Below are 18,580 nucleotides of genomic sequence, written 5' to 3' on the forward strand. Positions count from 1 at the left end.
AGAGGTCCCGCACGACACCCCTCACGCCAGCCCCAGGGCGAAGACCGCGAAGCCCGCCGCGAGAAGACCCGCCAGGGTGCGGCGGGCCGGGCCGGTCTTCGCCCACGGGGACTCGAAGACGCGCGCGTACCGGCCGATCAGAACCAGGAGACCGGCGAAGACCGGCATCCAGGCGAGCCGGGCGAGGATCCAGCCGACCGAGTCCGGCGCGCCGACGAGACCGGGGATCTCCCCGAGGTACGAGGCGGGGATCGCGGCGGTGAGCATCGCCGTCTGGTGCCAGCACAGGATCGTCATCGCGGACAGGTTGATCACCACGACCGGCGCCCACAGCGCGGGCCGCTTCAGGAGCCGGCCGAGCCGGTCCCGGAGCAGGATCGCCGCACCGCTCTGCGCGGCGGCGAGGGCGAGGACGAGCAGCGACGGCGGGTGCGAGTTGGTGCGGGCCTCGCCGGGGACGCCGACCATCGACGCCGGGTAGCCGAAGGCGAGGAGCAGGGCGGCGAAGAGCGCGGCGCCGCCGAGCAGCAGCCCCCACGCATGGCGCCTGGTGACCCGCCCCTCGCCCCAGGACACACCGAGCTGATAGGCGAACAGCCAGCCGGGCAGGATGTTCAGCAGGCTCAGCCAGGACGGCACGGCGTCGGCGTACGGCCCGTACCGCAGGAAGTCGACGACGGCGACCGAGCCGAGCAGCGGCGCCGCGGCCCACACCCCGAGACGGCGGGCCGCCCGCACGCACAGCGGGGTCAGCGCGGTGACCACCGTGTACACCCCGACGAACCAGAGCGGCTGGATCACCAGCGTGGACGCCGTCCGCAGGGTGTCCACGGGCACTCCGAGACCGAAGTGGAGGATCGGCAGCAGCGCCGCCCACACGGCGGTGACCCCGAGCACCGGACGCCCGAGCCGGGCCAGCCGGCCACCGAGCCACGCGCGCGTGGAGCCCTTCCGGCGCCGGTACGACAGCACCGAGGCGTATCCGCCGACGAGGAAGAAGATCCCGAGCATCTGGAGGACCCAGCTCACCGGGGCGAGGCCGGCGAAGGTGCCGAGCGGGCTCGCGTTGTGGATCGCGCCGTCGGAGGAGAGGGTGAAACCGCCGAGCAGCCAGTGCCCGGTCGGCACGGCCAGCAGCGCGAGGGCGCGCAGTCCGTCGATCGCGCGGTCGCGGTGGGCGGGGGTGGAGGACTCGATCTTCGCGACGAGCGTCTTCATCGGACGTCCCCCTCGGCGATCGCGGCGAACGCGCGGAGGGAAGTGGTGCCGGGCGCGAAGTAGCCGCCGTGCCCGGCGGCGTCCCCGGCCGGGATCCGGCGCGCCCCGAACGCGGGGTCGGTGGGGTCGGCGCCGTGCCCGAGCCCCGCGAACTCGACGTTCGGGACCCGGTCGATCCAGTCGGTGGGATCCTTCGCCGCCCAGACCCGGGCGGAGGTGCCGAGCTCGGAGACGTTCTCGGCGCGCATCCCGGGGGAGCCGAAGACCACCAGGTCCTTGGCCTTCAGCCGGTGGGCGGCGAGGCCGCAGACCACGGAGCCGTAGCTGTGGCAGAACAGGGACGGCTGGGCCGCGCCGACGGCCGACAGGCCGTCCGTGAACCGGGTCAGACGCTCCGCCCCGGCCTCCGCGAGCCGACCGGTGGCCGCGTCGAGCCCGAGGCCGACGGGCGTGGTGTACCCGGCCCAGGCGACGACCGCCGTACGGCCGCCGGTCGCCCGGCGCAGCTCGGACGCCATGTCGGAGAGCGGCTTGACGTGGTCCGCGTCGATGTCGGAGCCCGGCACGATCACGGCCACGTGCTCGGCCCGCGCCAGGTCCCCGTAGACCAGGGCCACCTGCCCCCGGCCGCGCGGATCGTGCGCGAGGACCCGAGCCCCGGCGAACTCCCCGTGCGTGGAGCGGGCGTTGGCCTCGTACCGCAGCTCCAGGGGCGCCCCGTCGAGGTTCCCGACAACGGTCGGGTACGTCCGGACCAGCTTTTCCCGCTGTACGGGACTCAGCCCCGCGAAGAACCGCGCGACCTCGTCCGGGCCCATCCGCTCCGGGTCCGGCAGCCCCGCACCCCGCCACGCCGCCGTCCCGGCCGGGGCCCCGGTCACGGCCTCCTGGGTGTTCCCGGACGCCCAGCCGGCCGTCCCGGCGATCACGCCGGTCACCACGGCCGCGGTGATCAGGGTCCTCGTGAAGCGGCGCATCGGCCCGCCCTCCCTCGCTCTTGTCGTTGGCGAGAGGAAGGTAGGAAGACGGCGGGTGACGGCACGTCACACCGGGGAGCCAACTCCCGTCTGATACCCGGGTAGGGGGTGGAGGAGCGGCCAACCCGAGGACGGGGGTGGGGTTTTCCCCCGGGCGGTCGGGGTCAGCTCGTGCCGGGCGTGACCAGGCCCGACTCGTACGCGAAGACCACCGCCTGCGCCCGGTCGCGCAGGTCCAGCTTGGCGAGGACCCGGCCGATGTGGGTCTTCACCGTCTGCTCGGCGAGGATCAGGCCGTCCGCGATCTCCTGGTTGGACAGGCCCCGGGCGATCAGCTCCAGGACCTCCGTCTCGCGCGGGGTGAGCCCGTTCAGGCGCAGCGCCGTGGTGTCCCGGCGGGGCGCCGGGCGCGAGGCCGCGAAGTCGGCGATGAGACGCCGGGTCACGGACGGGGCGAGCAGCGCCTCGCCCGCCGCCACCACCCGTACCGCCGCGATGAGGTCGGCCGGCGGCGCGTCCTTGAGGAGGAAGCCGGACGCGCCCGCGCGCAGCGCCTCGTACACGTAGTCGTCGACGTCGAAGGTGGTCAGCATCAGCACCTTCGGCAGGTGCGTGACCCCGGCCGGCGGGTGCAGGATCTCCCGGGCGGCCGCGAGCCCGTCCAGCTCCGGCATCCGCACGTCCATCAGGACCACGTCCGGGTGCGCCGAACGCGCCACCTCCACGCCCTGCCGCCCGTCCGGTGCCTCGCCGACCACGTCGATGTCGGGCTGCGCGGCGAGCAGTGCGGCGAAACCGGCCCGCACCATGGCCTGGTCGTCGACGATGATCACGCGGATGGTCACTCGGTGTCCTTCGTGTGCAGGGGAAGCCGGGCCGCGACCCGGAAGCCGCCGTCCGGCAGCGGCCCGGTGTCCAGGGAGCCGCCGGTCAACCGTACGCGTTCCCGCATGCCGACGAGCCCGTGCCCGGTGCCGGTGGCGCCGCGCTCGACGGACGAACGCTCCTCCAGGGAAGGCCCGTTGACGACGAGGACGGTCAGCCAGCCGTCGTCGGCCCGTACCGACACACGGGTCGAGGCCCCGGGCGCGTGCCGTACGACGTTGGCGAGGGCCTCCTGCACGATCCGGTACGCGGACAGGTCCACCGCCTGCGGCAGGTCCCCGAGATCGGCGGCGAGCCGCAGCTCCGCCGGCACGCCCGCGCGTACGGTCGCCTCGACGAGCTGCTGGACCCGGTCGAGACCCGGCTGCGGAGCCCGCTCGCCCTCGCTGCCGTCACTGCGCAGCACCGAGAGCAGCCGCCGCATCTCGGCCAGCGACTCCCGGGCGCTCGCCGCGATCGAGGTGAACTCCTCGCGGGCGGCCTCCGGGAGTTCGGGGATGCGGTACGGGGCCGAGTCCGCCTGCACGGTGATCACGGACATGTGGTGGGCGACGACGTCGTGCAGCTCGCGGGCGATCCTGGCCCGCTCCTCCAGGAGCGTGCGGCGGGCCCGCTCGGCCTCGCTGATGGTCTCCTGCTCGGCGAGCCTCCGCTGCGCGTCGCCGCGGGCACGGACCGCCGAGGTGAGGAGCAGCAGCACGCCGCTCAGGACGAGCAGAAGGACGTGGAGGCTGGTGAGCCCGGCGGGCCGGAAGGCCTCCAGGACGAAACCGGCCACGCCGGTGGCCAGCCACACCCCGAACAGCGCCCGGCGGGACTCGCGCAGTCCGAGCGCGACCATGAGGGCGCAGTAGCCGATGATCACCGGCGGGGTCCACGGCCACATCTCCGCGTGGGGACCGTCCGAGCCGAGCAGGACGAGCGCGCCCAGCACATCGGCGGCGAAGACGATCCACCAGGCCTGGAGGGGGCGGGTGACGGCGAGGAGCAGCGGCGCGGCCTGGGCGGTGCCGAGGGCGCCGGCGAGGGCGCCGTTGACGCCGTAGTCGTTGATGAGGAGCAGGACGGTGGAGGGGAGGAGCGCGGCGGTGAACGCGAGGGCGACGACGTACGGCAGCAGCCGCACCGAGCGTCCCGCGGCACCCGCGAGAAGCGGGGCCCCCGGCGAGCTCGGGGTGGTGAGGGCGGCCCCGAGACCCTGGAACATCTCACGGGCCCGACGACGGACGGCGGGCGGGGAAGCGGAGGGCGGCTCGGGCCGCGATGCGGTAACCATGACGAGCCCAGGGTAGGCAGCCCCCCCACCACCGCACGTCATACCGGAGACCGGCCCGAGAGGTGATACCGAGGTATGACCCACCCCCCCGCCGCCCCCGTTGCGGGCACCGGCCCCGCCGGGGCGGTGCCCCCCCGCCGCCCCCCCCGTTGTGGGCGCCGGTCCGGGGCGGTGCCCACCCGCCGCCCCCTGCTGTGGGCGCCGGTCCGGGGCGGTGCCCACCCACCCGCCCCCGTTGTGGGCGCCGGTCCCGCCGGGGCGGTGCCCCCCCCGCGGCCCCCCGTTGTGGGCACCGGTCCGGGGCGGTGCCCACCCACCCGCCCCCGTTGTGGGCGCCGGTCCCGCCGGGGCGCGGTCCCCGCGAGGCGCGCCGTCGCCTCAGAGTTCCGCCAGGAGTTCCGCCTTCTTCGCCGAGAACTCCGCATCCGTGACCAGCCCCGCCTGATGCAGCTCCCCCAAGTGCCGAATCCTTTCAGCCACCGCCCCCGGATCCCGAGCCTCCCCGTCCCGCCCCCCGGCCGGGGCCGCGACGGGTACGGGCGTCCGGTCCTTGCTCCGGGTCGCCGCGAGGACCGAGGCCGCGAAGGTCAGGGACTCGTACACCGGCCCGTAGCGGCCGAAGACGACGCACGCCGGGTCCTGGTCGGGCCGGTCGGCCCGGGCCCCGCCGCCCCGCGGCACCAGCCGCAGGTACCCGTCGACGCCGTCCGGCGAGCGCCATTCGACCCCGCAGAGGTCCCGTACGGAGAAGACCTGGTCGCCCGACTTCCACTTCTCCGTGGTCGCCCCCGTCCAGGACCAGCGGAACGCGACCTCCGAGGTCCCGTCGAAGCTGGCCCTCCCGTCGTACGCCTTGAAGGACTGCGGCCCCGGCGGCGGCGCCACCAGGAACCGGTCGGCGGGCGCGACGCCCCCGTCGGCCCCGTCCTCCGGCGCGTACGCCTCGTACCCGGCGGCCCCCGCGGCCGCCGGGTACGACGCGAGGAGCGCCCGCAGCTCGTCCCGGTACTGCTCGGCGAGCGTCTCGCGTTCCGCCGGGAGGACCAGGCGGTACGGATCGCTGCCTTCCTTGAGCTGTCCCGCGGCCGCCTCCATCAGCGGATCGGCGCCCGGCCTCGGCACGGCGTGCAGCACGACGGTGCCCCGCTTGCCGGGCGTGAGCGTCACCGACGCCAGCGCCTCGTGCGGTATCCGTCTCTCGCGCAGCGCGGAGAACAGCTTCGGCGTGCGGATCCCCCGATCGAAGCGGATGACGAGTGCGTCGCTCTCGAGCTCCCAGGTGGCATGAATTCCGGCCAGCACATCACCCATACGCCTCATCGTAAGCGGCGCGTGCCCGTGCGTCGCCCCTGTGAAAGGTCCCGAAATTGCGTGATCTACGCGCGTCAGAGCCCTTCCGTGCCGGATATTCCGTCGTGGCAAGCGCTGTCGGCACGTGCGCAGACCAGCTTCGGGTAGGCCCCGACGCCTATCGCGGCGAAGTTGCCGAGGCTCTGTGTGCCCGGCTCGAAGTAGCCGCTGTGGCCGAGTGCCCCGCGTGCGGAGAGCAGCCTGGCGCCGAACTCCGGCGCGACGGGGTCGGCGCCGTGCCCGACCCCGGCCACCTCCAGGTGCGGCACGTCGGCGATCCAGTCGTCGGCGTCCCGCATGGCCCACACGCGCGCGGGGCTGTCGAGTTCGGCCGCCCGCTCGACCCGCATCCCGGGGCTTCCGGCCACGGCCACGTCGGTCACCTGGGCGGGCAGCCGGGGCGCGGCGACCCCGCAGAGGACGGAACCGTAGCTGTGGCAGAAGAGCGCCACGCGCGTCCGCGGCGGCAGCGACTCGGTGAGGCCTATCAGGCGCGCGGCTCCTTCCTCGGCGAGCCGGCCGGTCATCGCGTCGACGCCGATTCCGGCGGGCGCGGTGTAGTCGGCCCAGGCGACCACCGCCACGTGCGCGCGTGGCGCGGCCTTCCGTTCGGCGGCGTAGAGGGCCTCGGCCATGCCGGCCGGTGCGGCGTACCGGCGGTGGCTCTTCTGGAAGGTGAGCAGGTTGGTGTCGACGCCGGGCACGATCACCGAGACGTGCCGGGCCCGCTCCAGGTCCCCGAGGACCTCGGCGGCCCGCCCCGTACCGGTCGGGTCGAAGGCGAGGACCTGGCGGCCGGGCCGCATCAGCGAGGCGAAGCGGTCGACGCGGCGCCGGGCCTCGTGCCGGCCCTCGGGGGAGAGCCTGGTGTCGTCGACCCTGCCGCGCTCGGCGGCGTACGCCCGCGCGAGGGTGATCCGGTTGGCGCGGTAGCGCAGGGAGACCGGGGCGCCGTTGAGGTTGCCGACGACGAGCGGGTGCCGGGCGGCGAGCAGGGCGCCGTCCGCGGGGCCGAGTCCGGCGAAGAAGGTGGCGACGGTACGGGCCGGGGCGGCCGGGTCGGGCAGCGGACGGTGGTCGATCCGGTCGCGCGCCCAGGCGGCGAGCGCGGCCGTGCGGGACGACCACGGCACGGGCCGGTGCCGGATGGTGGTCCACCCGGTGGTCGCGAGGAGCACGAACACCACCGCGAGCGCGAGGAGCGCGCGCGTGGCGACGACGGCGGGCGAGGAGTCGACGGAGGTCACGGGCGGCCACCCTACGGGGCGAAGATGACGGCACCGGACCTGCGGGGGGTCCTACCGCTCCCGCTCCCGCCAGTGCGGGGCCAGGGCCGGGCCGAGGTGGTCGAGGTAGTCCTCGGTGAGCGCCCGGATGGCCTCCAGGCTCTGGTCCGTACCGCGGCCCCACATCTGGCCGGTGACCCGCATCACCCCGCTGAACGCCGCCACCGCGATCCGGGGGCGGGGGTCCTCGTCGACGTCGAGGCCCTCGCGCGCGGCGATGATCCGGGCGATGGTCTCCTCCATCTCCGTGGAGCGGCGCAGATGGACGGCGAGCAGCGCGGGCGTCGACTCGATCATGCGGTACGTGCGCAGGTGCAGCTCGACGGGGACGACCTCGGCGATCGCCTCGCCGATGGTGTCCCAGGCGCACAGGACGGCGTTGCGCATCGCGTCGAGGGGCGCCTCCTCCGGGGGCCGCTGCCCGAGGGCGTGCACGAAGCGCTCCTCCACCATCTGCTGGACGGCGAAGGCGACCTCCTCCTTGGAGGAGAAGTACCGGAAGAAGGTGCGCTGGGAGACCTCCACGGCGTCGACGATCTCGTCGACGGTGGTCCGCTCGTACCCCTGGGTGGTGAAGAGCTCCAGGGCGACCCGGGTCAGCGCGTCACGTGTGCGCTGTTTCTTCCGCTCGCGCAGTCCGGGCAGGGACACGGGCACGGTCACGTCGAGGTCCTCTTTTCCGGCATTTCGTCTGCTCAGGGTACCTGTGAGCTACGTGACAGTTACCGACGCGTGAATCGCTTTGTCAATTGTCAGTGACTGTCATTAGCCTCTTTTGCATGACTAGTCAGACCACCGTGGAAAAGGCCCCGCAGGGTCAGGGGGACACCCGGGAACCCGTACCGGTCCCGGCGAAGGGACTGCGCGGCCACCCGTGGTTGACGCTGTTCGCCGTCGCCGTGGGCGTGATGATGGTCGCGCTCGACGGCACGATCGTCGCCATCGCCAACCCGGCCATCAAGGAGGACCTCGGCGCGACCCTCGCCCAGGTCCAGTGGATCACCAACGGCTATCTGCTCGCCCTGGCCGTCGCCCTGATCACCGCCGGCAAGCTCGGTGACCGCTTCGGCCACCGGCAGACCTTCCTCATCGGCATCGCCGGCTTCGCCGCCGCCTCCGGCGCGATCGGCCTGTCCCACTCCATCGGCGCGGTGATCGCCTTCCGCGTCCTGCAGGGCCTCTTCGGCGCCCTGCTGATGCCGGCCGCGCTCGGCCTGCTGCGCGCCACCTTCCCCGCCGAGAAGCTGAACATGGCGATCGGCATCTGGGGCATGGTCATCGGCGCGTCCACGGCGGGCGGCCCGATCCTCGGCGGCTTCCTGGTGGAGCACGTCAGCTGGCAGTCCGTCTTCTTCATCAACGTGCCGGTCGGCGTGCTCGCGCTCGTGCTCGGCCTGGTCATCCTCAAGGACCACCGCGCCGAGAACGCCCCGCGCTCCTTCGACATCCTGGGCATCCTGCTGCTCTCCGGTGCCATGGCCTCCCTCGTGTGGAGCCTCATCAAGGCCGGCGAGTCCTGGGGCTGGTCCAGCGGCAAGACCTGGGGCTGCCTGATCGGCGCGCTGTTCCTGTTCGCGGTCTTCGCCTTCTGGGAGACCAAGGTCAAGGAGCCGCTGATCCCGCTGGCCATGTTCCGGTCCGTGCCGCTCTCGGCCGGTGTGGTGTTGATGGTCCTGATGGCCTTCGCCTTCATGGGCGGCCTGTTCTTCGTGACCTTCTACCTCCAGGGTGTGAAGGGGCTCGGCCCGGTCGACGCCGGTCTGCACCTGCTGCCGCTGACCGCGATGATGATCGTCTCCTCGCCGCTGGCCGGCGCGCTCATCACCAGGTTCGGGCCGCGCGTGCCGCTCGTCGGCGGCATGATCTGCACGGCCGTCGCGATGTTCGGCATGATCACGCTCACCGCCGGCACCGGCACCCTCGCCATGTCCCTCTGGTTCGCCCTGCTCGGTCTGGGCCTTGCCCCGGTCATGGTCGGCGCGACCGAGGTCATCGTCGGCAACGCGCCGCTCGAACTCTCCGGCGTGGCCGGCGGTCTCCAGCAGGCCGCCATGCAGGTCGGCGGCGCGCTCGGCACGGCGGTGCTCGGCGCCGTCATGTCCTCCAAGGTCTCCGACGCCTTCGCGGGCAACTGGAAGGAGGCCGGCATCCCGGTCCCGGCCGACCCGCGTCTCGAGCAGGCCGCCGAGTTCGGCATGGCCCCGCCGGAGCTGGCCCAGGCGCCGGGGATGACCCCCGGGCTCTTCCAGCAGATCACCGGGGTCATCCACGACACCTTCCTCGACGGCATGGGCCTGGCCTTCACCGTCGCCGGCGGCGTCGCCGTCGTCGCGGCCCTCGTGGCCACGCTCACCAAGCGCGGCGAGAACGCGGAGGCGGGCGGCATGGGCGGTCACATCTGACGTCCGCCCCGTCAGGGTTCCCGTAGGGGGCCGTCACCCGTTCGCGTGAACGGGGGCGGCCCCTCTTCCGTCGCCGGGAGACCTCCGCCATGCTCGTGATTACAGAGAGTGACGAAACGGGGGTTCATCAGCATGTACGTCAGTGGGTATACGAAGACCGCTCTCACGATCGCGGCGGTCCTGACCGCCCTCCTCGCCGTGCCCGCGAGCGCCGTGCCCGCGAGCGCCGTGCCCGCGGGCGCCGTGCCAGCGGGCGCGGCACCCGTGAGCGCCGCACCCGCCGGGGGCAGCGCCCTCGGCGCCTGCGGACCGGGCCGGCTCTGTCTCTGGCCCAAGCCCGACTTCAAGGGCAGGCCGTGGACGCACGAGCTGGCCACGACCGACATCGACAACTGCGTCGCCCTGCCGCCCGGCACCTCCGCCCAGTCCCTCGCGAACCGCACCGGACGCCCCGTCACCACCTACCAGTCGGCCGAGTGCGGGGAGACGGGGGAGTTCGAGACGTACCCGGGGCGGGGGACCTGGGTGCCGCAGACGGCCTACGAGGTCAGAGCGTTCAAGGTCTGGGAGCGGTAGGCGAGGGGACCTCGTGCGGGCCCGGCGGTTCCTGCGGGCCCGACGGGCCGTGGAGACCGGGCGGTTCGTGCGGGCCATGTCCCGGCGGGGACGACAGCCGCGCCACCTCGGCGCGCAGCTCCCTGACCTCCTGGGTGAGCGCCTCCAGGAGCTCGGTCTGCCGGCGCTCCACGGCGTCGTCGCGGTCGAAGCGCGAGATGAACCAGGCCGCGATGTTGGCCGTGACGACACCGAGCAGGGCGATGCCCGAGAGCATCAGGCCCACCGCGAGGATCCGGCCGAGCCCCGTGGTCGGCGCGTGGTCGCCGTAGCCGACCGTGGTCATCGTGGTGAACGACCACCACACCGCGTCCCCGAGCGTCTTGATGTTGCCGTTGGGCGCGTCCCGCTCCACGTGCAGCACGGCCAGCGAGCCGAACATCATCAGCCCGACCACCGCCCCCGCCACATAGGTGGTGAGCGTTATCTGCGGGGCCATCCGGGCCCGCCTGCCCACGAGGAGGAGCGTGGAGACGACCCGCAGCAGCCGCAGCGGCTGCACCATCGGCAGTATCACCGCGAGCAGGTCCAGCGGATGGCCGCGGACGAAGCGCCAGCGCTCCGGGGCGAGCCCGAGACGGACTAGGTAGTCGAGCGCGAAGGCACCCCAGACGCCCCACTCGACGTGGGTGCACAGCCGGTGCACCCACGGCTCGGCGCCGGGAGCCACGATCGGCACCGCGTAGGCGATGCCGAACGCGACGGCGAGCACCAGCAGCGGTGTCTGGGTGCGCTCTTCCCAGCGAAGTTTCATGACGGGCATGACCGGCATCGTAAGGAATGCCGAAGGGCGGCGGGACCGCGTCCCACCGCCCTCACCAGCCGAAACGAACGACCGCCCGAAACGAACGACCAGCCGAAACGAACGACCGCCCGAAGCGAACGACCGCGCGAAACGACCGCCCGACGGACCGAGCGCCGTCAGGCGTCGCCGCCCGCCGCGCCCGGGTCGGCGGCCGCCACGTCGAGGAGCTGGTAGCGGTCCACGGCCTGCTTCAGGGCCGAGCGCTCGACCTTGCCCTCGCGGGCGAGCTCGGTCAGCACCGCCAGCACGATCGACTGCGCGTCGATGTGGAAGTACCGACGGGCCGCGCCGCGCGTGTCCGCGAAGCCGAAGCCGTCCGCGCCCAGCGAGGTGTACGAGCCGGGCACCCAGCGGGAGATCTGGTCCGGCACGGTGCGCATCCAGTCCGAGACCGCGACGAACGGGCCCTGGGCGCCCTGGAGCTTGCGGGTCACGTACGGGACGCGCTGCTCCTCGTCCGGGTGGAGCAGGTTGTGCTCCTCGACGGCCACGGCCTCGCGGCGCAGCTCGGTCCAGGAGGTCGCGGACCAGACGTCGGCCTTGACGTTCCACTCCTCGGCGAGGATCCGCTGCGCCTCGATCGCCCACGGCACGGCGACACCGGAGGCCATGATCTGCGCCGGGATCGTGCCCGCCTCGCCGGGCTTGAGGCGGTGGATGCCCTGGAGGATGCCGTCCACGTCCACGTTCTCCGGCTCGGCCGGGTGCTGGATCGGCTCGTTGTAGACGGTCAGGTAGTAGAAGACGTCCTCGGCCTCGGGGCCGTACATGCGGCGCAGACCGTCCTTGACGATGTGCGCGATCTCGAAGCCGAACGCCGGGTCGTAGGCGATGCAGGCCGGGTTGGTCGAGGCCAGGAGGTGCGAGTGGCCGTCCGCGTGCTGGAGGCCCTCACCGGTCAGCGTCGTCCGGCCGGCGGTGGCACCGAGCACGAAGCCGCGCGCCAGCTGGTCGGACATCTGCCAGAACTGGTCGCCGGTCCGCTGGAAGCCGAACATCGAGTAGAAGACGTACACCGGGATCAGCGGCTCGCCGTGCGTGGCGTACGCCGAACCGGCGGCGATCAGCGAGGCCGTGCAGCCGGCCTCCGAGATGCCGTCGTGCAGCATCTGGCCGGTCGGCGACTCCTTGTAGGCGAGGAGGAGTTCACGGTCCACCGCCTCGTACTGCTGGCCCAGCGGGTTGTAGATCTTGGCGCTCGGGAAGAACGCGTCCATGCCGAAGGTGCGGTACTCGTCGGGGGCGATCAGCACGAAGCGCTTGCCGATCTCCTTGTCCCGCATGAGGTCCTTCAGGATGCGGACGAAGGCCATGGTGGTGGCGATCGACTGCTGCCCCGAGCCCTTCTTGGCGGCCGCGTAGGCCTTGTCGTCGGGGAGGACCAGCGGCTTCGCCCGCACGACCCGGGTCGGGACGTACCCGCCCAGCGCCTTGCGGCGGTCGTGCATGTACTGGATCTCCTCGGAGTCCCGGCCGGGGTGGTAGTACGGCGGGAGGCCCTCCTCCAGCTGCCGGTCGGTCACCGGGATGTGCAGCCGGTCACGGAAGCGCTTGAGGTCGTCGACCGTCAGCTTCTTCATCTGGTGGGTCGCGTTGCGGCCCTCGAAGTTCGGGCCGAGCGTCCAGCCCTTGACGGTCTGCGCGAGGATCACGGTCGGCTGCCCGGCGTGGGCCTTCGCCGCCGCGTAGGCCGCGTAGATCTTCTTGTGGTCGTGACCGCCGCGGCCCAGGTGCAGGACCTGCTGGTCCGACATGCCCTCGACCATGGCCCGCAGCCGGTGGTCGTCGCCGAAGAAGTGGTCGCGGATGTAGCCGCCGGTCTCCGTGGCGTACGTCTGGAACTGGCCGTCCGGGGTGGTGTTCAGCTTGTTGACCAGGATGCCGTCGCGGTCCTGCGCGAGCAGCGGGTCCCAGGAGCGGTCCCAGATGAGCTTGATGACGTTCCAGCCGTTGCCCCGGAAGATCGACTCCAGCTCCTGGATGATCTTGCCGTTGCCGCGGACCGGGCCGTCGAGCCGCTGGAGGTTGCAGTTGACGACGAAGGTCAGGTTGTCCAGACCCTCACGGGCGGCGATGGAGAGCTGGCCGAGCGACTCGACCTCGTCCATCTCGCCGTCGCCGAGGAACGCCCAGACGTGCGACCGGGAGGTGTCGGCGATGCCGCGCGCCTCCATGTACCGGTTCATCCGCGCCTGGTAGATCGCGCCGAGCGGGCCCAGGCCCATCGACACGGTCGGGAACTCCCAGAAGTCCGGCATCAGCCGCGGATGCGGGTACGAGGAAAGGCCGTTCGGGAACTTCGACTTCTCCTGGCGGAAGGCGTCGAGCTGCGTCGCGTTCAGCCGGTCGAGGAGGTACGCGCGGGCGTAGATGCCGGGGGAGGCGTGCCCCTGGAAGAAGATCTGGTCGCCGCCGTCGCCCTCGTCCTTGCCCCGGAAGAAGTGGTTGAAGCCGACGTCGTACAGGGAGGCCGAGGAGGCGAAGGTCGCGATGTGACCGCCGACGCCGATGCCCGGGCGCTGGGCGCGCGAGACCATCACGGCCGCGTTCCACCGGGTGGCGTTGAGGACCTTGCGCTCGATCTCCTCGTTGCCGGGGAAGAACGGCTCGTCCTTGGTGGCGATGGTGTTGACGTAGTCCGAGCTGCGCATCTCGGGCACGGCCACGCGCTTCTCGCGGGCCCGCTCGATCAGGCGGAGCATGAGGTAGCGGGCCCGCTCACGGCCCCGCTCGTCGACAGCGGCGTCGAGGGAGTCGAGCCATTCCTGGGTCTCTTCCGGGTCGAAATCCGGGACCTGGCTGGGAAGGCCGCCAATGATGATCGGGTTGCGATCGGATCCGGGAGCCACGCTCTTCCTTCGCTGTTCGGTGGTGCCCACGGGGCCACGGGCTGGTCGGGATGTCCATCGTGTACCCCGCCGACGCCAGACGTCACATTTACCGAGGGGTAACCCCCGGGGGGTGCCTCGCCCTGCCCTCCAGATGTCCAGTGCGGTCGATCCGGCTGTTCTGTGCGGTCAAATCGCAACCTTACGCCCAACCCGCGCATGCGTTTCGTCCGGGCGTTCGGCAGACTGAAACCGCAGAAGCCAGCAAACCGGGACGAACGATGTGTGCCCGATCGCGGAGGAGGGTCCGACGATGCCGGAAGTTGCGGCGAGACGGCCCCAAACGTCACCGTTTCGGCGGTCTCGGCGGCCGGGTACTTGCGCGATCCGCCCCGGCACGTGTGGACTACGGCCAGCGCCGCGCGCATACGCGCGGCCCACAAGATTTTCCGAATGAGCAGGAGGCAAGCCGTGAGCGCGACCGCGGACCACGCGGAGGAGCGGACCAACCCGGCAGCGAGGCTGGGGTTCGAGCCCGGACAGGTGGTCCAGGAGATCGGCTACGACGAAGACGTCGACCAGGATCTCCGTGAAGGCATCGAGTCCATCATCGGGGCCGACCTCGTGGACGAGGACTACGACGACGTCGCCGACGTCGTCGTGCTGTGGTTCCGGGACGAGGACGGCGATCTCACCGACGCCCTGGTGGACGCCATCGGTCTTCTGGAGGACGGCGGCAACATCTGGCTGCTGACCCCGAAGACCGGCCGTGACGGCTACATCGAGCCGTCCGACATCCAGGATGCCGCGCAGACAGCGGGTCTCTCCCAGACCAAGAGCATCAGCGTCGCCAAGGACTGGACGGGCACCCGCCTGGCCGCCCCCAAGCGCTGATCACCACGCTGCGAGAAGCCCCCGCCGGTCCGCCGGCGGGGGCTTTCGTGCGCAGGCCGTAGGGTGGGAGCCACCCGGGTTCACCGATACGGCCCAAGCCCCGGGACCCGTCGAAAGGGACGCGTACGCGATGGCGATCGAGGTCGGCACCAAGGCCCCGGAATTCGAGCTCAAGGACAACCACGGCCGGACCGTGCGGCTCTCCGGCTTCCGCGGCGAGAAGAACGTGGTGCTGCTCTTCTACCCCTTCGCCTTCACCGGCGTCTGCACCGGTGAACTGCGCGAGCTCCGCGACAACCTCCCGGCGTTCGTCAACGACGACACCCAGCTCCTCGCCGTCTCCGCCGACTCCATCCACACCCTCCGCGTCTTCGGCGACCAGGAGGAGCTGGAGTTCCCGCTGCTCTCCGACTTCTGGCCGCACGGCGAGGCCTCCCGGGCCTACGGCGTCTTCGACGAGGAGAAGGGCTGCGCGGTCCGCGGCACCTTCGTCATCGACAAGGAGGGCGTCGTCCGCTGGACCGTCGTGAACGCCCTGTCGGACGCCCGTGACGCCGGGGACTACATCGAGGCCCTCAAGGCGCTCTGAGCGCCCCGGGACCCGCCGGGTCCCGACACCCACGGATTCACCGGGCGAATCGACTGTTTCGACCGGGAACCCGTCACTAGGATCCAGACGTTGATCCGATGCCAACGCACGACTGGGGGCGCTGCCCCTGGAAACCTATGGAGGGACTCGTGGGAGTCAGCCTCAGCAAGGGCGGCAACGTCTCGCTGACCAAGGAGGCCCCTGGCCTCACCGCCGTGACCGTCGGTCTGGGCTGGGACGTCCGCACCACCACCGGTACGGACTTCGACCTCGACGCCAGCGCCATCCTGGTGAGCGAGGCCGGCAAGGTGCGCAACGACCAGGACTTCGTCTTCTTCAACAACCTGAAGAGCGCCGACGGTTCCGTCGAGCACACCGGTGACAACCTCACCGGCGAGGGCGAGGGCGACGACGAGCAGGTCAAGGTCAACCTGGCCGGCGTGCCGGCCGACGTGGCCAAGATCGTCTTCCCGGTCTCGATCTACGACGCCGAGAACCGCCAGCAGTCCTTCGGCCAGGTGCGCAACGCGTTCATCCGCGTCGTGAACCAGGCCGGCGGCGCCGAGATCGCCCGGTACGACCTCTCCGAGGACGCCTCGACCGAGACCGCGATGGTCTTCGGCGAGCTGTACCGCCACGGTGCGGAGTGGAAGTTCCGCGCCGTCGGCCAGGGCTACGCCTCGGGTCTGCGCGGCATCGCGCAGGACTTCGGCGTCAACGTCTGAGCCGAGCACCGAACGAACCGTCCGGCGCCGCACCTCCCGTGCGGCGCCGGACGTGCCTCATCACCACCGGGGAGGAACCGAATCATGGGCGTCACGCTCGCCAAGGGAGGCAATGTCTCCCTCTCCAAGGCCGCACCCAACCTCACCCAGGTCCTCGTGGGGCTCGGCTGGGACGCGCGCTCCACCACCGGAGCCCCCTTCGACCTCGACGCCAGCGCGCTGCTGTGCCAGGCCGGGCGGGTGCTCGGGGACGAGTACTTCGTCTTCTACAACCAGCTCCGCAGCCCCGAGGGCTCCGTCGAACACACCGGCGACAACCTCACCGGCGAGGGTGACGGGGACGACGAGTCCCTCATCGTGGACCTCACCAAGGTGCCGGCCCACTGCGACAAGATCGTCTTCCCGGTGTCGATCCATGACGCCGACAACCGCGGCCAGAGCTTCGGCCAGGTCAGCAATGCGTTCATCCGCGTCGTGAACCAGCTGGACGGCCAGGAACTCGCCCGGTACGACCTCTCGGAGGACGCCTCCACGGAGACCGCGATGATCTTCGGCGAGCTCTACCGCTACAACGGCGAATGGAAGTTCAGGGCGGTGGGACAGGGGTACGCGTCCGGGCTCCGGGGCATCGCTCTAGACTTCGGGGTCAACGTTTCGTAAAGCCATGTAATTTCACGATGGGGTAGACAGTGATTCTGAAAACCTTCGGCTGGTCGTTCGCGATCACTGTGATCGGCCTGGCCGTGGCGGTGCTCTACGGGGGGTGGGAGGCGTTCGGGATCGTCGCGATCCTCTGCGTCCTCGAGATCTCCCTGTCGTTCGACAACGCGGTGGTCAATGCCGGAATCCTGAAGAAGATGAATGCCTTCTGGCAGAAGATCTTCCTCACGATCGGTGTCATCATCGCCGTCTTCGGCATGCGCCTCGTCTTCCCCGTCGTGATCGTCGCGATCAGCGCGAAGATCGGCCCCATCGAAGCCGTCGATCTCGCACTGAACGACGCCGACCGGTACCAGGAGCTGGTGACCGACGCGCACCCGTCGATCGCCGCCTTCGGTGGCATGTTCCTGCTGATGATCTTCCTCGACTTCATCTTCGAGGACCGTGACATCCAGTGGCTGCGCTGGATCGAGCGCCCGCTGGCCAAGCTCGGCAAGGTCGACATGCTGTCGGTCTGCATCGCGCTCGTCGTCCTGCTCATCACCTCGATGACCTTCGCGACCCACGCCCACCAGCACGGCGGCGCGCACGTCGACAAGGCGCAGACGGTGCTGATCTCCGGCATCGCCGGTCTCATCACGTACCTCGTCGTCGGCGGTCTCTCCGGCTACTTCGAGAACAAGCTGGAGGAGGAGGAAGAGGCCGAGCACGAGGCCGAGGAGGAGGCCAAGCGCACGGGCAAGAAGGTCTCCGTGGTCCAGCTCGCCGGCAAGGCCGCGTTCTTCATGTTCCTCTACCTGGAGGTCCTCGACGCCTCCTTCTCCTTCGACGGTGTCATCGGCGCCTTCGCCATCACCAACGACATCGTCCTGATGGCGCTCGGCCTGGGCGTCGGCGCCATGTACGTCCGTTCGCTGACGGTCTACCTGGTCCGCCAGGGCACCCTCGACGACTACGTCTACCTGGAGCACGGCGCCCACTACGCGATCGGCGCCCTGGCCGTGGTCCTCATGATCACCATCCAGTACGAGATCCCCGAGATCGTCACCGGCGGCATCGGCGTCGCGCTCATCGGATGGTCCTTCTGGTCCTCCGTCCGCCGCAACCAGCGACTCGCGGCGGCCGAGGGCGGCTCCGGCTCCTCGGGCGACAAGACCGAGGTCCCGTCCGGGGTGTGACACCCTCGGCAGCGAGGAATGCTTCCCTGCGGGGCGGCCGGTGCATCCGGCCGCCCCGCAGGCATGTGCGCGGTGTTGACGACCAGTGGGGGTGAAGGCGACATGGCCTTCTGGGACAACCTGTTTCCGGGCAGGGCGGCGCAGTTCGACTCGGGCAGCGCCGCCTCGAACGCGATCGACCTGACGAAACGGCGCCCGACCGTCTCGCTCACCCAGCAGGGCGCAGCCACCGGCAACCTGCGGGTGAACCTCTCCTGGCGGATGCGGACCTCCGACATCGAGGGCCGCTCACGCCAGAGCGGACGGCTGCTGCGGAACCCCGCCCAGTTCTTCAAGCCCGAGGTCGTCCAGGCCCACACCCAGGGCATGGTCAACGTCGACCTCGACCTGGGCTGTCTCTACGAGCTCACCGACGGCAGCAAGGGGGTCGTGCAGCCGCTCGGCGGCTTCTTCGGCGACCTCAACGCCGCCCCGTACGTGAAGCTGAGCGGCGACGACCGCTTCGGCGGCTCGTCCGGGGAGACGATCTTCGTCAACCTGGACCACCGGGACGAGATCAAGCGCCTGCTGTTCTTCGCGTACATCTACGACCAGACGCCGGCCTTCGACCGTACGCACGCCAAGGTCACGCTCTACCCGAGCAACGGCCCCCGGATCGAGATCGAGCTCGACGAGCGCGCCCCGCAGGCCCGTTCCTGTGCGGTCTTCTCCATGGAGAACGTCAAGGGCCAGCTGACCGTCCGCCGCGAGGTGCGGTTCGTGTACGGCTTCCAGGCCGAACTGGACCGGCTGTACGGCTGGGGACTCCAGTGGGGGCGCGGCTACAAGACCAAGGCCTAGCTGTATTGATCACGAGCGTTGTTAACGGTGCCGGGTCTTGATCATGGCGAAG

The 18,580-nt window shown here is 71.2% G+C and carries 17 protein-coding genes; 8 read left to right on the plus strand and 9 right to left on the minus strand.

Annotated elements, in window-relative coordinates:
• Positions 1-21 precede the first annotated feature (21 nt).
• The 7 genes from ACF07V_RS08765 to ACF07V_RS08795 form a co-directional block, all read right to left on the minus strand.
• Positions 22-1,218: an acyltransferase gene (locus tag ACF07V_RS08765; RefSeq protein ID WP_392152502.1), complete on the minus strand. Its 1,197-nt coding sequence runs from the start codon at positions 1,216-1,218 to the stop codon at positions 22-24.
• Positions 1,215-2,195, minus strand: a complete 981-nt coding sequence (locus ACF07V_RS08770; RefSeq protein ID WP_392152504.1) for an alpha/beta hydrolase — start codon at positions 2,193-2,195, stop codon at positions 1,215-1,217. Before ACF07V_RS08770 ends, ACF07V_RS08765 begins: the two co-directional genes overlap by 4 nt.
• A 164-nt stretch (positions 2,196-2,359) precedes the next feature.
• Positions 2,360-3,040 (minus strand): response regulator, encoded by a 681-nt coding sequence (locus tag ACF07V_RS08775; RefSeq protein WP_392152505.1) that lies wholly within the window; start codon positions 3,038-3,040, stop codon positions 2,360-2,362.
• The gene (locus ACF07V_RS08780) at positions 3,037-4,356 is read right to left on the minus strand and encodes a sensor histidine kinase (RefSeq protein ID WP_392152507.1); all 1,320 of its coding nucleotides are present in this window, start codon (positions 4,354-4,356) and stop codon (positions 3,037-3,039) included. The genes ACF07V_RS08775 and ACF07V_RS08780 overlap by 4 nt, the downstream gene beginning before the upstream one ends.
• 378 nt (positions 4,357-4,734) lie before the next feature.
• Complete coding sequence (locus ACF07V_RS08785) at positions 4,735-5,667, minus strand: DUF4429 domain-containing protein (protein ID WP_392152509.1); 933 nt, start codon at positions 5,665-5,667, stop codon at positions 4,735-4,737.
• Between the two features lie 74 nt (positions 5,668-5,741).
• Entirely contained in the window at positions 5,742-6,953 is a 1,212-nt protein-coding gene (locus ACF07V_RS08790) for an alpha/beta hydrolase (protein ID WP_392152511.1), read from the minus strand.
• 51 nt (positions 6,954-7,004) lie between these two features.
• A complete protein-coding gene (locus ACF07V_RS08795) occupies positions 7,005-7,655 on the minus strand; it encodes a TetR family transcriptional regulator (protein WP_392152513.1) in 651 nt (216 codons plus the stop codon).
• 116 nt (positions 7,656-7,771) lie between these two features.
• Between ACF07V_RS08795 and ACF07V_RS08800 the strand changes: the two genes are divergently transcribed.
• Positions 7,772-9,394: an MFS transporter gene (locus ACF07V_RS08800; protein WP_392152514.1), complete on the plus strand. Its 1,623-nt coding sequence runs from the start codon at positions 7,772-7,774 to the stop codon at positions 9,392-9,394.
• Between the two features lie 132 nt (positions 9,395-9,526).
• On the plus strand, positions 9,527-9,970 hold the full coding sequence (locus ACF07V_RS08805) for a peptidase inhibitor family I36 protein (protein WP_392152516.1): 444 nt from the start codon (positions 9,527-9,529) through the stop codon (positions 9,968-9,970).
• On the opposite strand, the gene ACF07V_RS08810 is transcribed toward ACF07V_RS08805, so the two are convergent.
• Positions 9,951-10,763, minus strand: a complete 813-nt coding sequence (locus ACF07V_RS08810) for a potassium channel family protein (RefSeq protein WP_392153411.1) — start codon at positions 10,761-10,763, stop codon at positions 9,951-9,953. The two genes, ACF07V_RS08805 and ACF07V_RS08810, sit on opposite strands and share 20 nt — an antisense overlap.
• A 167-nt stretch (positions 10,764-10,930) precedes the next feature.
• A complete protein-coding gene (gene aceE / locus ACF07V_RS08815; protein WP_392152518.1) occupies positions 10,931-13,663 on the minus strand; it encodes a pyruvate dehydrogenase (acetyl-transferring), homodimeric type in 2,733 nt (910 codons plus the stop codon).
• A 450-nt stretch (positions 13,664-14,113) separates the two neighbouring features.
• On the opposite strand from aceE, the gene ACF07V_RS08820 reads away from it, so the two are divergent.
• From ACF07V_RS08820 to ACF07V_RS08845, 6 genes are all read left to right on the plus strand, one after another.
• Entirely contained in the window at positions 14,114-14,536 is a 423-nt protein-coding gene (locus ACF07V_RS08820) for a DUF3052 domain-containing protein (RefSeq protein ID WP_392152520.1), read from the plus strand.
• Between the two features lie 130 nt (positions 14,537-14,666).
• Complete coding sequence (locus ACF07V_RS08825; protein ID WP_392152522.1) at positions 14,667-15,125, plus strand: peroxiredoxin; 459 nt, start codon at positions 14,667-14,669, stop codon at positions 15,123-15,125.
• 149 nt (positions 15,126-15,274) lie between these two features.
• A complete protein-coding gene (locus tag ACF07V_RS08830; RefSeq protein ID WP_030495317.1) occupies positions 15,275-15,850 on the plus strand; it encodes a TerD family protein in 576 nt (191 codons plus the stop codon).
• A gap of 84 nt (positions 15,851-15,934) precedes the next feature.
• Positions 15,935-16,510 (plus strand): TerD family protein, encoded by a 576-nt coding sequence (locus ACF07V_RS08835; RefSeq protein ID WP_041129058.1) that lies wholly within the window; start codon positions 15,935-15,937, stop codon positions 16,508-16,510.
• Positions 16,511-16,539: 29 nt separating this feature from the next.
• Positions 16,540-17,688, plus strand: a complete 1,149-nt coding sequence (locus ACF07V_RS08840) for a DUF475 domain-containing protein (protein ID WP_392152524.1) — start codon at positions 16,540-16,542, stop codon at positions 17,686-17,688.
• Between the two features lie 102 nt (positions 17,689-17,790).
• Positions 17,791-18,528 carry a Tellurium resistance gene (locus ACF07V_RS08845; protein WP_392152525.1) on the plus strand — a complete coding sequence of 246 codons (738 nt, stop codon included), beginning with the start codon at positions 17,791-17,793 and terminating at the stop codon, positions 18,526-18,528.
• Positions 18,529-18,580 lie beyond the last annotated feature (52 nt).

It is taken from the genome of Streptomyces sp. NPDC015661 (assembly GCF_043077765.1).
Taxonomy (GTDB): domain Bacteria; phylum Actinomycetota; class Actinomycetes; order Streptomycetales; family Streptomycetaceae; genus Streptomyces.